The sequence below is a fragment of the Enterobacter sp. CPE_E890 genome (assembly GCF_046521475.1).
GTDB lineage: Bacteria > Pseudomonadota > Gammaproteobacteria > Enterobacterales > Enterobacteriaceae > Enterobacter > Enterobacter adelaidei.
Window position 1 is genome coordinate 387,983 of the sequence record NZ_JBKFZW010000001.1, and the last position, 13,742, is coordinate 401,724.

12 protein-coding genes are annotated in these 13,742 nt (G+C 54.9%); 2 read left to right on the forward strand and 10 right to left on the reverse strand.

The window, feature by feature from the left end; all coding sequences use genetic code 11:
- Positions 1-15 precede the first annotated feature (15 nt).
- From actP to acs, 3 genes are all read right to left on the reverse strand, one after another.
- Positions 16-1,665, reverse strand: coding sequence for a cation/acetate symporter ActP (gene actP / locus ACLHV9_RS01855; RefSeq protein ID WP_108089409.1), 1,650 nt, complete (start codon positions 1,663-1,665; stop codon positions 16-18).
- Positions 1,662-1,976 carry a DUF485 domain-containing protein gene (locus ACLHV9_RS01860; protein WP_108089410.1) on the reverse strand — a complete coding sequence of 105 codons (315 nt, stop codon included), beginning with the start codon at positions 1,974-1,976 and terminating at the stop codon, positions 1,662-1,664. Before ACLHV9_RS01860 ends, actP begins: the two co-directional genes overlap by 4 nt.
- A gap of 78 nt (positions 1,977-2,054) precedes the next feature.
- On the reverse strand, positions 2,055-4,013 hold the full coding sequence (gene acs, locus ACLHV9_RS01865) for an acetate--CoA ligase (protein WP_407220104.1): 1,959 nt from the start codon (positions 4,011-4,013) through the stop codon (positions 2,055-2,057).
- A gap of 423 nt (positions 4,014-4,436) precedes the next feature.
- Between acs and gltP the strand changes: the two genes are divergently transcribed.
- Positions 4,437-5,750 (forward strand): glutamate/aspartate:proton symporter GltP, encoded by a 1,314-nt coding sequence (gene gltP, locus ACLHV9_RS01870; protein WP_014830305.1) that lies wholly within the window; start codon positions 4,437-4,439, stop codon positions 5,748-5,750.
- A gap of 37 nt (positions 5,751-5,787) precedes the next feature.
- On the opposite strand, the gene ACLHV9_RS01875 is transcribed toward gltP, so the two are convergent.
- From ACLHV9_RS01875 to fdhF, 3 genes are all read right to left on the reverse strand, one after another.
- A complete protein-coding gene (locus ACLHV9_RS01875; RefSeq protein WP_134708612.1) occupies positions 5,788-6,462 on the reverse strand; it encodes a tetratricopeptide repeat protein in 675 nt (224 codons plus the stop codon).
- Positions 6,463-6,583: 121 nt separating this feature from the next.
- A complete protein-coding gene (locus tag ACLHV9_RS01880) occupies positions 6,584-6,736 on the reverse strand; it encodes a Hok/Gef family protein (RefSeq protein ID WP_028017915.1) in 153 nt (50 codons plus the stop codon).
- Between the two features lie 320 nt (positions 6,737-7,056).
- Entirely contained in the window at positions 7,057-9,204 is a 2,148-nt protein-coding gene (gene fdhF / locus ACLHV9_RS01885) for a formate dehydrogenase subunit alpha (RefSeq protein ID WP_080351377.1), read from the reverse strand.
- A gap of 256 nt (positions 9,205-9,460) precedes the next feature.
- Here fdhF and ACLHV9_RS01890 point away from each other — a divergent pair, with 256 nt between their 5' ends.
- Positions 9,461-10,192, forward strand: coding sequence for a response regulator (locus ACLHV9_RS01890; RefSeq protein ID WP_108089416.1), 732 nt, complete (start codon positions 9,461-9,463; stop codon positions 10,190-10,192).
- Here the strand turns inward: ACLHV9_RS01890 and ACLHV9_RS01895 are convergent.
- Genes ACLHV9_RS01895 through ACLHV9_RS01910 form a run of 4 tightly spaced genes read right to left on the reverse strand, consistent with a single transcriptional unit; the run spans position 10,189 to position 13,741 of the window.
- Entirely contained in the window at positions 10,189-11,193 is a 1,005-nt protein-coding gene (locus tag ACLHV9_RS01895) for a carbohydrate kinase family protein (protein WP_108089417.1), read from the reverse strand. The genes ACLHV9_RS01890 and ACLHV9_RS01895 overlap by 4 nt on opposite strands.
- The gene (locus tag ACLHV9_RS01900; RefSeq protein WP_108089418.1) at positions 11,193-12,053 is read right to left on the reverse strand and encodes a ketose 1,6-bisphosphate aldolase; all 861 of its coding nucleotides are present in this window, start codon (positions 12,051-12,053) and stop codon (positions 11,193-11,195) included. Before ACLHV9_RS01900 ends, ACLHV9_RS01895 begins: the two co-directional genes overlap by 1 nt.
- Positions 12,054-12,063: 10 nt before the next feature.
- Entirely contained in the window at positions 12,064-12,750 is a 687-nt protein-coding gene (locus tag ACLHV9_RS01905) for a D-lyxose/D-mannose family sugar isomerase (RefSeq protein ID WP_108089419.1), read from the reverse strand.
- Positions 12,751-12,799: 49 nt separating this feature from the next.
- A complete protein-coding gene (locus tag ACLHV9_RS01910; protein ID WP_049007723.1) occupies positions 12,800-13,741 on the reverse strand; it encodes an ABC transporter substrate-binding protein in 942 nt (313 codons plus the stop codon).
- Position 13,742 lies beyond the last annotated feature (1 nt).

The window sequence follows — 13,742 nt, forward strand, 5'->3', positions numbered from 1 at the left end:
CCGGGGAGGAAAGGCTTAGTGCGCGCGACCCTGCTCAACGCCAAGACCGGTTTGCGAACGAATAAACTGGGCGCGGAATTTCTCGCGTTCCAGGTTACCCTCCGGCGAATTGTCGGTGGCCGAGAAGAACCAGATACCGATAAACGCCACGGCAATAGAGAACAGCGCCGGGTATTCATACGGGAAGATAGCTTTCTCGTGACCGAGTATCTGCACCCAAATGGTTGGGCCCAGAATCATCAGGATCACCGCCGTCAGCAGTCCCAGCCAGCCACCAATCATCGCCCCACGGGTGGTCAGTTTTGACCAGTACATGGAGAGCAGGATGATCGGGAAATTGCAGCTTGCCGCGATCGAGAAGGCCAGCCCCACCATAAAGGCGATGTTCTGCTTCTCAAAGAGAATGCCCAGCAGAATAGCGACCACACCCAGCACCAGCACGGTGATCTTGGAAACCTTCAGCTCATCACGTTCGCTCGCGCCTTTACGGAAGACGTTGGCGTAGAGGTCGTGTGACACTGCAGACGCGCCTGCCAGCGTCAGCCCTGCAACCACCGCAAGAATGGTGGCGAAGGCCACGGCGGAGATAAAGCCGAGGAACAGATTACCGCCCACCGCGTCGGCCAGGTGCACCGCCGCCATGTTGTTACCACCAATCAGCGCACCTGCCGCATCTTTAAACACCGGGTTTGCCCCCACCAGCATGATGGCACCAAAGCCGATGATAAAGGTCAGGATATAGAAGTAACCCATGAAACCGGTGGCGTAGAAAACGCTCTTACGTGCTTCGCGTGCATCGCTCACGGTGAAGAAACGCATCAGGATGTGCGGCAAACCTGCAGTACCGAACATCAGACCCAGACCGAGCGAAAGGGCTGAAATCGGATCTTTCACCAGACCGCCCGGGCTCATGATGGCTTCACCTTTCGGGTGGACCGCCATCGCTTCGGTAAACAGGTTATTGAAGCTGAACCCAACGTGTTTCATCACCATGAAGGCCATAAAGCTGGCGCCGAACAGCAGCAGTACGGCTTTGATGATCTGCACCCAGGTCGTTGCCAGCATGCCGCCGAACAGGACGTACATCACCATCAGGACGCCAACCAATACCACTGCGACGTGGTAGTTCAGGCCGAACAGGAGTTCGATCAATTTACCCGCGCCCACCATCTGCGCAATCAGATACAGCGCAACCACCACCAGCGAGCCACAGGCTGAGAGGGTGCGAATCGGCCCCTGTTTCAGGCGATAAGATGCGACGTCTGCAAAGGTGTAGCGTCCCAGGTTACGCAGGCGTTCAGCAATCAGGAACAGAATGATTGGCCAGCCGACCAGGAAGCCGAGCGAGTAAATCAGACCATCGTAGCCTGAGGTATACACCAGGGCAGAGATGCCGAGGAACGAGGCCGCGGACATAAAGTCGCCGGCAATCGCCAGTCCATTCTGGAAACCGGTAATGTTGCCGCCCGCAGTGTAGTAATCGTTACGGGAGCGCACGCGTTTCGACGCCCAGTACGTGATGTAGAGCGTCAGCAGGACGAAAATCAGGAACATCACAATCGCCTGCCAGTTGGTTGGCTGGCGCTGTACCTCGCCGGTAATGGCATCCGCCGCGTGGGCGGCAAAGGGAAGTGTGGCGGCTAGCGCCGTCAGGACTCGCTTCATGATGCTTTTACCTCTCGCAGTACCGCTTTATTAAGACGATCGAATTCACCGTTCGCGCGCCAGACGTACACGCCGGTCAGCACAAATGAAATCACAATCACGCCAATGCCAATGGGGATCCCGCGCGTGACGCTGGTCCCCTCGTGCAGCGGGGTGCCGAGCCAGTGTGGGGCAAAGGCGATAAGCAGAATAAAGCCGACGTAGATAATCAGCATGATGATGGAAAGGATGAAGGCAAACCGTTGCCGTTTATCGACGAGCTCCCTGTAGTGCGCACTATTCTCTATCTGCTGACAAATATCGTTATTCATCACAGAGTCTCCAGAAGTATTGGTAGGGGAGGTTTTATTGTTCCCTCTCCCTTGCGGGAGAGGGTTAGGGTGAGGGGGTTACGAAGGCATTGCGATGGCCTGCTTCTCTTCGAGCAGTTTGTCCACCACGCCAGGATCCGCGAGCGTTGAGGTATCACCGAGATTGCTGGTGTCCCCGGCCGCGATTTTGCGCAGAATACGGCGCATAATTTTGCCTGAACGAGTTTTCGGCAGCGAGTCGGTCCAGTGCAGAACATCTGGTGTGGCAAGCGGGCCAATCTCTTTACGTACCCAGTTGCGCACTTCGGCATACAGCTCTGGCGACGGCTCTTCACCGTGGTTCAGGGTGACATAGGCGTAAATCGCCTGGCCTTTGATGTTATGCGGGATACCTACCACGGCGGCTTCAGCAATCTTCGGATGAGACACCAGTGCAGATTCAATCTCGGCGGTGCCCAGACGGTGGCCGGAGACGTTCAGCACATCGTCCACGCGCCCGGTTATCCAGTAGTAACCATCTTCATCGCGACGCGCGCCATCGCCACTGAAATACATGTTTTTAAAGGTGGAGAAATAGGTCTGCTCGAAGCGTTCGTGATCGCCGAATAACGTGCGCGCCTGACCTGGCCAGGAGTCAGTGATCACCAGGTTGCCTTCGGTTGCCCCTTCAAGCGGATGACCTTCGTTATCCACCAGTGCAGGCTGTACGCCGAAGAATGGGTTCGTTGCAGAACCTGCTTTCAGTTGGGTCGCTCCCGGCATTGGGGTGATCATAAAGCCGCCGGTCTCGGTCTGCCACCAGGTGTCCATCACCGGGCATTTCTCGTTACCGATTTTCTTCCAGTACCACTCCCAGGCTTCCGGGTTAATTGGCTCACCCACGGAACCAAGAATACGCAGGGAAGAGCGGTCAGTACCTTCGATGGCTTTATCGCCTTCTGCCATCAGCGCACGGATCGCCGTTGGCGCAGTATAGAGAATGTTGACCTTGTGTTTGTCGACCACCTGACACATACGCGCTGGCGTCGGCCAGTTTGGTACACCTTCAAACATCAGCGTGGTGGCACCGCAGGCCAGTGGGCCGTACAGCAGGTAGCTGTGTCCGGTGACCCAGCCCACGTCGGCGGTACACCAGTAAATGTCACCCGGGTGATAGTCGAAGACGTATTTGAAAGTGGTGGCCGCATAGACCAGATAGCCGCCGGTGGTGTGCAGCACACCTTTCGGCTTGCCGGTCGACCCGGAGGTGTAAAGAATGAACAGCGGATCTTCCGCATTCATCTCTTGCGGCTGATGCTGGTCGCTCGCTTTATCAATCAAATCGCTCCACCACAGGTCGCGACCTTCTTTCCAGTCGATCTTACCGCCGGTACGCTTGAGCACCACAACGTTGCTGACGCTTTTCACGTTCGGGTTTTTCAACGCTTCGTCGACGTTTTTCTTCAGCGGAATACTGCGACCAGCGCGCACGCCTTCATCGGCGGTGATCACCAGTTTAGAATTTGAATCGACAATACGACCGGCAACCGCTTCTGGCGAGAAGCCGCCGAAGATGACGGAGTGGATCGCACCGATGCGCGCGCATGCCAGCATGGCAACCGCCGCTTCGGGTACCATCGGCATATAAATAGCCACGACATCGCCTTTTTTAATGCCCTTTTCCAGCAGGACGTTGGCGAAACGGCACACGTCGCGGTGCAGTTCTTTGTACGTAATGTGTTTGCTCTGTGAGGCATCATCGCCTTCCCAGATGATGGCCGTCTCGTTCCCGCGCTCGGCAAGGTGACGGTCCAGGCAGTTTGCCGCCAGGTTCAGCGTGCCATCTTCATACCATTTTATGGAGACGTTGCCTGGCGCAAAGGAGGTGTTTTTCACCTTCTGATAAGGTTTAATCCAGTCAAGGATATGACCCTGTTCACCCCAGAAGATGTCCGGGCTGTTGATAGATTGCTGATATTTCTCGTGGTACTGCTCCGGGGTGATCAGGCAACGGTCCGCAATGTTTGCGGGAATGTCATGTTTGTGTATTTGGCTCATGGCTTTTTTTCTCCTTGTAAGATGTTAATAATATGTCGCAAAAACGTTAATTGTAGGGGCTTTACAAGCTTTGTTTATTATTTGGGCGGCAGATCACGCATTGTTTGAATAGTATGAAAAATGAGCGAATGAAACTTTGAAGAAAAATAATTTAGCGAGCCGATTATTCACAAATTAACCTAAAAAAGCGTTTTTATAACAAAAGGTTATTTATCGGGATTGTCACAAACTCGCGTCATAGCAACTTTTTGTAGTGAAACGCATCGTTCTTTAAGGCTTGCGCAACATACCGTGCAAATGATACTCATACGCCGCGTTAAAAAATCCCATAAACCAACGCAACACAATTCATACCCTTTCAGTATGGCTCCATATTCATGCAGTTTGAGTGATCAGGGAGCTTCATTGAGGAAGTCAGTTTCTATGAAAAACGTTAAAGTCAGCCTGGCCTGGCAAATTTTGCTAGCCCTTGTGCTGGGCATCTTGCTGGGTAGTTATCTCCATTATCACAGTGACAGTCGCGAATGGCTGATTGCGAACCTGCTCTCGCCAGCAGGTGATATCTTTATTCATCTGATCAAGATGATTGTGGTACCGATTGTGATCTCGACGCTGGTGGTCGGTATTGCGGGCGTCGGCGATGCGAAACAGTTAGGCCGTATCGGGGCGAAAACCATTATCTATTTCGAAGTGATCACGACGATTGCCATTATCCTGGGCATTACGATGGCGAATGTGTTCCAGCCAGGCTCCGGGATTGATATGTCGCAACTCGCGACGGTGGATATTTCGAAATACCAAAGCACAACTGCTGATGTGCAGAGCCATGCGCATGGCCTGATGGGCACAATCCTGTCGCTGGTTCCGACCAACATCGTGGCGTCTATGGCGAAGGGTGAGATGCTGCCTATCATCTTCTTCTCGGTGCTGTTTGGTCTGGGTCTCTCTTCCCTCCCCGCGACACACCGTGAACCGCTGGTGACGGTGTTCCGCTCAATCTCTGAAACCATGTTCAAAGTGACTCACATGGTGATGCGCTATGCGCCGGTTGGGGTGTTTGCGCTTATTGCTGTGACCGTAGCGAATTTCGGTTTCGCCTCCCTGTGGCCGCTGGCGAAGCTGGTGATTCTGGTGCACTTCGCCATCCTGTTCTTTGCGCTGGTGGTGCTGGGCATCGTGGCGCGTCTGTGCGGGCTGAGCATCTGGATCCTGATTCGTATCCTGAAAGATGAGCTGATTCTGGCCTACTCCACGGCAAGCTCTGAGAGCGTGCTGCCGCGTATTATTGAGAAGATGGAAGCCTACGGCGCACCGGCGTCGATCACCAGCTTCGTGGTGCCAACCGGCTACTCCTTTAACCTGGATGGCTCAACGCTGTATCAGAGTATTGCGGCGATCTTCATCGCTCAGCTGTACGGGATTGACCTGTCGCTGTGGCAGGAGATCGTGCTGGTGCTGACCCTGATGGTGACTTCAAAAGGTATCGCAGGCGTACCGGGCGTTTCGTTCGTGGTGCTGCTGGCAACGCTGGGTAGCGTCGGGATCCCGCTGGAAGGCCTGGCATTCATCGCCGGTGTTGACCGTATCCTCGACATGGCGCGTACGGCGCTGAATGTGGTGGGTAATGCGCTGGCGGTGCTGGTGATTGCCAAGTGGGAACACAAATTCGACCGTAAAAAAGCGCTGGCGTATGAACGCGAGGTGCTGGGTCGTTTTGATAAGACGGCTGACCAATAATGTAAAAAGCCGGGTGGCCTGCGCCACCCGGCAATGTTTACTCCCCGCTCAACGCGTCAAACTCTTCGCATCCCGTATCAAACCCTTCAGTACAACTCAGGTTCAACCAGTACAGCGCTTTCTGTTTATTGGGGGTGATAAAGCCTTTCTCACCCTGTCTGAACAACATTCCAGCCCAGTACTCGGCGTAGCCCGTACGTGAAAGTGCTGAACTGCGTTTAAACCATGATGCCGCCTGAACATCGTCCTGAGCCACTTCTACACCGTTGGCATAAATCAAACCCAGCAGCAGTTGCGCATCTACCGCCGAGTCATTGTCGATATCTTCGGTTGCCGTTTGCAGCAGTTTGATGGCCTGTGGATAGTCGGTTTTGCCTGCCTGGGTATTGACCAGCACGCGTGCCAGCATGATCGCACCCCGTTTACTGCCCGCAATGTTCGCCTGCTGCGCCAGCGCTTTAGCCTGCGCGTAATCGCCCTGCGTAAACTGGATTTGTGACAGCAGCGCCATCGCATCAACGTCGCCCCCTTTTGCCGCTTTCTCTGCCCACAGCGCCGCCTGTTTGCTGTCGCCAGAGCTGAAGTACGTATCGGCAAGATAATACTGGGCGCGGGCATCACCCGCTTCAGCTTGCTTTTTATACTGGCTGCCAATCTCATCGGCACGGGCAAGCGACGTAAAAACTAACAACAACAGGAAAATGTGTTTCATGGATTCTTATCATCTTGGTACATGCCGCGCAGTATAATCGCGGTGACAGAAGAAAAAAATGGGTGCATTAAGACCTCAGCATCCGACAAGCCGGGCGGAACCGTCGCTCCGCCCGAAGAGGTTAGCCTGCGTTGCAGGCTAATTTCGCCGCCACCTCCTGATGTTCACTCTTTATTGTGAGTTCGCATAACTTACCGCGATTAATAAAGGTAAATATCACTATCGTCAGGCAAATAATAAAGACAATGCCTAACGCAGTTTTTAATGGCGTCATGCCTTTTACTCCTTGTGAAAACTAGAATAAGAGGCTACTCTCAACCTGTTGGTGTTGAGGGGTAGCCTCGGGTAAATGACGATTTCCCGGGGCTTTCCACTTTCTGTCCCTCAACAATGCTCAAGACAGAAAGTCTTAAGCACCCGCCGCACATCTTATCCCTCTGAATTAAAATGCAAAGATGTAATTCTTGTTTGCGTAAATTACATTATTTCTGCGAGCGGCTTTCCAGAATAATAATTGATATTTCGAATGCTTTAAGCGGAAATAAAAAGGGAGTGAATATCTCACTCCCTTTATTCACTGATGAATTAACAGCTTCAACCCATTGCGCTTTCGCGCAGTCGGGCTTTCAGCTTGTTATATTCGTCGATGACATACTGTTCCGCAGCGTGCTGATCCGCAATTGGCTCCACGTTGACGGCGCAGTATTTATACTCCGGCGTTTTAGTTATCGGGCTTAAGTTCTCCGTCACCAGCTCGTTACAGGCACCAATCCACCACTGGTAGGTCATATAGACCGCACCTTTGTTAGGACGGTCGCTGACCTGCGCACGAGTAATGATTCGGCCTTTACGAGAGTTCACCCACACCAGCGCTTCATCCTCAATACCGAGACGGTCAGCGTCGGCGGTGTTGATCTGCGCATAGCCTGGTTCATCCGCCAGTGCCGCCAGCGCGGCACAGTTGCCCGTCATGGAACGACAGGAGTAGTGGCCAACTTCACGCACGGTGGAAAGCACCATCGGATACTCATCGGTGAGTTTGTCGATAGGGGCGACCCAGTCACACGTGAAGAATTGTGCCAGTCCGTTCGGGGTGTCGAATTTCTCTTTGAAGAGATACGACGTGCCCTGATCAGCCTCTGACTCATCCCGGCACGGCCACTGGATATACCCCAGTTCACCCATTTTTTCGTAAGTGGCACCAAAGAAATCCGGGCACAGATGACGCAGCTCGTCCCAGATCTCCTGAGTGTTGTTGTAGTGCATTGGGTAGCCCATGCGTGTGGCGATTTCGCTGATGATCTGCCAGTCCGTTTTCAGATCCCACTTCGGCTCTACCGCTTTAAAGAAGCGCTGGAAGCCACGGTCTGCTGCCGTATAGACACCTTCATGCTCACCCCAGGACGTTGACGGTAGAATCACATCCGCCGCTGCCGCGGTTTTGGTCATAAAGATATCCTGGACAATCACCAGCTCCAGGTCCTCAAACCCTTTGCGCACCGCAGACAGCTCGGCGTCGGTCTGGAGCGGATCTTCGCCCATGATGTAGGCCGCACGCACTTCGCCGTGCGCCGCGCGGTGCGGCAGCTCGCTGATGCGATACCCGGTGTGTTCCGGCAGGCTTTCCACGCCCCAAGCCTTCGCGAACTTGGCGCGGTTCTCCGGGAATTTCACGTACTGATAGCCCGGATAGGTATCCGGCAGTGCACCCATATCACACGCGCCCTGCACGTTATTCTGCCCACGCACCGGGTTGACGCCAACGTGTGCCTTACCGAGATTCCCCGTCAGCATGGCGAGGCTGGTCAGAGAACGCACGGTTTCCACCCCCTGGTAGAACTGGGTCACGCCCATGCCCCACAGGATCGCGGCGGTTTTCGCCCCGGCATACATCCGTGCCGCCTGGCGGATCTCCTGCGCGCTGACGCCGGTTATCGCTTCTACCGACTCTGGCGTATAGCCTTCGACAATTTTCCGGTACTCGTCAAAGCCTTCCGTACGGGTGGCGACAAACGCCTGGTCGTACAGGTTCTCCTCAATAATGACGTGCCCCATTGCGTTCAACAGCGCGATGTTCGAACCGTTTTTCAATGCAATGTGCATATCGGCAATGCGCGCGGTTTCAATTTTGCGCGGATCGCAGACGATGATCTTCGCCCCATTCTGTTTGGCGCGAATAACATGGTTCGCGACGATAGGGTGAGAATCCGCCGGGTTATAGCCGAAAATAAACACGAGATCGGTATTATCTATCTCGTTGATCGCATTACTCATTGCGCCGTTACCGACCGACTGGTGCAGACCTGCAACCGATGGGCCGTGTCAGACGCGAGCGCAGCAGTCGACGTTATTGGTACCAATAACGGCGCGCGCGAATTTCTGCATTACATAGTTCGTTTCATTTCCCGTCCCACGTGAGGAACCGGTGGTCTGAATGGCATCAGGGCCGTATTTGGCCTTAATGGCACTCAGGCGTGAGGCGACGTAATCCAGCGCCTCATTCCAGGAGACGGCTTCCAGCTTGCCACCGCGCTCGCGGCGGATCATAGGGGTTTTCAGGCGCGGGGTGAGGATTTGAGTATCGTTAATAAAATCCCAGCCGTAGTAACCTTTCAGGCACAGCGTGCCCTGATTGGTTTTCCCCTGCGCGGCCTCCGCCCGGACGATTTTGCCGTTATCGACCACCAGGTGAATTTTGCAACCTGAGGCACAATAAGGGCAAACCGTGACGACTTTTTTCATCAGTCTGCTCCAGTTAATCGAATCTTTCGCACCCACTATGCAGCTTCTATGCCATGTTTTTTATATGGGTATACCCAGACTTTACGGCCCATTTGCAGTGAAAACCCTGACGAAAAGCAGCCAATCGTCAAAATTGACGTGTCGACAGGGCAGCGGATGTGACATGGGTTGAATTTTCGTGACTGAAAAAACTATTTGACTGGAGCCGACGGCAGAATGGTTCAGACTTAAAATAATCCCCTGACGGAAGCATGCGATGAAACCGGCGATTCTGGTGGTTGATGACGATATTGCAGTCTGCGAACTGCTTCAGGATGTGCTGAGTGAGCACGTCTTTAGTGTGCTGGTCTGCCATAACGGCCAGGATGCCCTGAACCGTGTTCATCAGGAGCCGAATATTGCCCTGGTTCTGCTGGATATGATGCTGCCGGATATCAACGGTCTGCAGGTTTTGCTGCAGCTGCAAAAGCAGCGTCCGGCGCTACCGGTGGTCATGTTAACCGGGCTGGGCAGTGAGTCAGACGTCGTGGTGGGGCTGGAGATGGGGGCCGACGATTATATTGGCAAGCCGTTTAACCCGCGCGTGGTGGTCGCCCGCGTTAAAGCCGTGCTGCGTCGAACGGGCGTGCTGGCCGCAGACGTTCCCGTGCCGAGTATAGAGGGGATTACCTTTAACGGCTGGACGCTGGATACCGCGCGCTGTGAACTGAGCGATCCTAACCGTAATACCGTGCCCTTAACGCAGGGCGAGTACGGTTTGCTGCTGGCACTCACGCAAAATGCTCGCCGGGTACTGAGCCGTGATCAATTGCTTGAGTTAACCCACAGCGAAAGCGCCGAGGTCTTTGACCGTACTATTGATGTGTTAATCATGCGCCTGCGACGGAAAATCGAGGCCAATCCGCACCAGCCTGCACTCATTAAAACCATCCGTGGACTGGGCTACGTTTTTGCCACCGACGTCTCTCACAGCGAAAAAGCGGCCTAAGTATTCTCTTTAATAAACAGCTGCAACTCGGCCAGCGTTTTCGCGCCGTCAATCGCATTGGCGGCCAGCAGGCTTGCCCGCGCGCAGGCGTGTGCCAGATAAATACTGTCCGTTAGCGACAATGATTCATGGCAGCCGTATAAAAAGCCCGCACAAAAGGCATCTCCCGCGCCAACGCTGCCGATGATCTGTTCCTGTTCCAGCAACCATGACGGGATCCAGCGGCCTTGCTCACCCGGCGCTTCACCCCATGCGCCTTCCGGGCAGTGGATCACCACGCGCTGACGAACGCCAGATGCCAGCAGTTGAGAAGCGGCCTGGGCAATATGGGTAATGTGCAGTGCATCATGCTCGTCACGCATCTCCAGCCCGCTAAACTCTCCGGCTTCCAGCTCGTTAATCACCAGATAATCGAGATGGCGAAGGGCAGGGAGCACCAGCGGCTGGTAGCGCGGGTCGCCCTTGCGGGACACCAGATCGAGCGACGTTTCATACCCCTGGTCGCGCATTTGCGCCAGCAGCCGCGCGCTACGGGTGCCAAACTCGTCATCCGGCATGTCCAGGCTGTCGAGCAACAGCAAATAACCGAGATGGAAGATCTTCATCGATCCGTCTAAACGATCGAAGGCGGGAAGATCCAGCAGACGGTTTGCCCCTGGCGAGTGGAAAAAGGTGCGCTGTCCGCTGGGATCGGTCATGACCTGCGACATGGAGGTCGGTGCAAAGGTGGTGCGCTGTACGCGCTGACGGTTGACGTGGTACTGGTCGAGCATTGCCAGAATGTAGTCCCCGTCGCTATCTTCACCAATCAGTCCCACGGCCTGCAGAGGCAGGCCAACGTGCATTTTCGCCAGCGTCAGAAGGACGTTGAGCGGCGCGCCGCCGGTGGAACGTTCGCTGTGGGTAATTTCTGCCAGCCAGCCGCGTTCTGGCCACTGCACGATCTGGTGGACGTGATCCACCAGCATATTGCCCGCAGCAATAATCCCTTTGCGTTCCATTATGCCTGCCCCGCGCTGCCAAAGATGCGCATCTGTTCTGCGACCGTATCGGAAATCGCCTCTTCTATACCCAGCAACAGTTCGGCAAACTCGTCATAAAGTGGCTGGCGTTTTGCCATACGCTGCTCAACGGCGGACAGAGCCGCTTGCGACATCCCGGTGTAGAAATTGATTTTATGAATGCCCAGTTCGATGGCGCGACGAAAATCGGCATCGCTAATCCCGGAACCTCCATGCAGCACCAGCGGCAGACCCGTCTGCTGGCGAATCGCATCCAGGCGTGGGAAGTCGAGTTTCGGCTCGCCTTTGTATTTGCCGTGTGCATTACCAATGGCGACGGCCAGGGCATCAATACCCGTCAGATCGACAAATTCGCGTGCCAGTTGCGGATCAGTATAAAAGGCTTCATCCGCATGCCCATACAACGCGCCGCCTTCGTCACCGCCAACCGCGCCCAACTCAGCCTCCACCGACACACCCACCGCGTGGCACATCTTCACGACTTCCCGCGTCTGGCGAATGTTTTCCTCGTAACTCAACGCGGAGCCGTCGAACATCACCGAACTGAACCCTAAACGCAGGGCGCGCACCACTGCCTCGAAGTGCAGACCGTGGTCGAGGTTGAGGACCACGGGAATATCGTGGCGAGCGGCCTCGAACTTAACCGCTTCGACAAGCGAATCCAGCGACACATACTTAAAATGCACTTCGGCGATGTTGATGATAAACGGCGATCGTTCCTGCCTGGCGGCGGCAAACAACGCACGCAGGAAATGGGAGTCGAGTACGTTAAACGCACCCAGTGCGTAGCGGTGCTCTCTGGCGTGCTCAAGACCGTTGGCAAGAGAAATCAATGGCATCATTCACTCCTTAAATCCGAAACAGGCTGTACTCGTTGCACAACACCAGTACCGCCGGTTCGTCTTCTTCAATACTGTTGTAGCGCGCGATGGGCTGCAGAAAATGGTTATCGTGTTCGTCATCGTTCACGGATGACACTTCGCCCACCAGAACGTCGCCAAACCCGCGTTCGCCCCAGAAACTGTGGTACAGGCCGGGCGTGAGACAGATGCTTTCCCCTGGTGTGAGGCGCAACTGGCTACCGGGCGCGTGGGTCTGTCGACAGCCGTCGACGCTGACCGTCACATCGGTATTTTCGGTCTCTTCATGCCCTCCGGCATTCCACAACTCTATGATCAGATTTCCGCCGCCCCGGTTGATGATGTCTTCCCGCTTGCGCCAGTGGAAATGCATCGGCGTGACCTGGCCGTCTCGCACGTGCATGATTTTTTCTGCGTAGCATTTTTCATACGGTACCCCGTTGGGGGAGCCATTGCGCAGAGTAAACAGCGTCAGGCCCTGGGCGGCAAAATTGTTGCCACCGAATGCCGTCACATCCCAGCCGAGCCTGAGGTCGAACACTTCCTGCCATGCGGCCTGGTCAAGCTGCTGCCATTTTGTTGGCGGAAAGCTGGCAAAAGGGGGGAGGTGCACATCGTGCATGGAGAAAAACTGCCGCGTGTGGCCGAGGATTTCGTTGATGTCGGAGCGTTTCATGGGGACTCCTTGAAAACAGTCCCCTCTCCCGGTGGGAGAGGGGAAAGGGTTACTTAACCGTCCATCCCTTATAGGTTCCGACATTCTTTTTATCGATCATCGTCACCGGGATCAGCACAGGCGCTTTCGGTGCAGGCTTGCCCTGTAATATGTCATAGCCGATCTCCACCGCTTTTGCCGCCATCACCTGCGGATCTTGCGCTGGGGTCGCCACAAACAGGGAGTTTTCCCGCTTCAGCGCTTCTTCACCGTCCGGGCTACCATCCACGCCAACGATAAAGAACTCGCTGCGTTGTGCCTGTTTGGCTGCCAGATCGGCACCGATCGCGGTGGGATCGTTAATCGCGAACACGCCGTCGATCTTCGGATTGGCGGCCAGTAAGGAGGTCATCACTTCCAGCCCACCCTCACGGCTGCCTTTGGCGTTTTGGTTATCTGAGAGCACCTTGATATCCGGATGTTTTTTGAATTCTGTCTGACAACCTTCCACGCGGTTCTGTACCGCTGACACCGGTGGCCCGTTGATGATCACCACATTGCCTTTACCTTTCAGGCGGTCGGTTATGTACTTACAGGCCATTTCGCCTGCCTGAGTGTTATCGGAGGTGATGGTGGCATCTGCCCCTTCCGCTGCCACGTCAACCGCGACCACCACGATCCCGGCGTCCTTCGCGCGTTTTACCGCCGGGCCGATACCTTTGGAGTCCGCCGCGTTAAGGATGATCATGTCCACTTTGGCGGCAATAAAGTTGTCGATCTGCGCCACCTGCTGACCCAGATCGTAACCGCTGGAGACCAGCGTGACTTTAACGTTATCCCCCGCCAGTTTGCGCGCTTCCAGCTCGGCACCTTTGGTGATCTGCACGAAGAACGGGTTAGCCAGGTCACCCACCGTCACACCGATGGACTTCAAATCTTTCGCCTGCGCAAACGGCGTTGCGGCAAGCAGTGCGCCAGCACAGAGCGCGGTCACTAACGGTTTCAAACGCATC

Excerpts from the sequence above, each read along its gene's own strand:
- ACLHV9_RS01910 (WP_049007723.1), bottom strand. The coding sequence starts at position 13,741 with ATGCGTTTGAAACCGTTAGTGACCGCGCTCTGTGCTGGCGCACTGCTT.
- ACLHV9_RS01875 (WP_134708612.1), bottom strand. The coding sequence starts at position 6,462 with ATGAAACACATTTTCCTGTTGTTGTTAGTTTTTACGTCGCTTGCCCGT.
- acs (WP_407220104.1), bottom strand. The coding sequence starts at position 4,013 with ATGAGCCAAATACACAAACATGACATTCCCGCAAACATTGCGGACCGT.
- ACLHV9_RS01880 (WP_028017915.1), bottom strand. The coding sequence starts at position 6,736 with ATGACGCCATTAAAAACTGCGTTAGGCATTGTCTTTATTATTTGCCTG.
- ACLHV9_RS01900 (WP_108089418.1), bottom strand. The coding sequence starts at position 12,053 with ATGCCATTGATTTCTCTTGCCAACGGTCTTGAGCACGCCAGAGAGCAC.
- ACLHV9_RS01860 (WP_108089410.1), bottom strand. The coding sequence starts at position 1,976 with ATGAATAACGATATTTGTCAGCAGATAGAGAATAGTGCGCACTACAGG.
- ACLHV9_RS01895 (WP_108089417.1), bottom strand. The coding sequence starts at position 11,193 with ATGGAACGCAAAGGGATTATTGCTGCGGGCAATATGCTGGTGGATCAC.
- ACLHV9_RS01905 (WP_108089419.1), bottom strand. The coding sequence starts at position 12,750 with ATGAAACGCTCCGACATCAACGAAATCCTCGGCCACACGCGGCAGTTT.
- ACLHV9_RS01890 (WP_108089416.1), top strand. The coding sequence starts at position 9,461 with ATGAAACCGGCGATTCTGGTGGTTGATGACGATATTGCAGTCTGCGAA.
- actP (WP_108089409.1), bottom strand. The coding sequence starts at position 1,665 with ATGAAGCGAGTCCTGACGGCGCTAGCCGCCACACTTCCCTTTGCCGCC.
- gltP (WP_014830305.1), top strand. The coding sequence starts at position 4,437 with ATGAAAAACGTTAAAGTCAGCCTGGCCTGGCAAATTTTGCTAGCCCTT.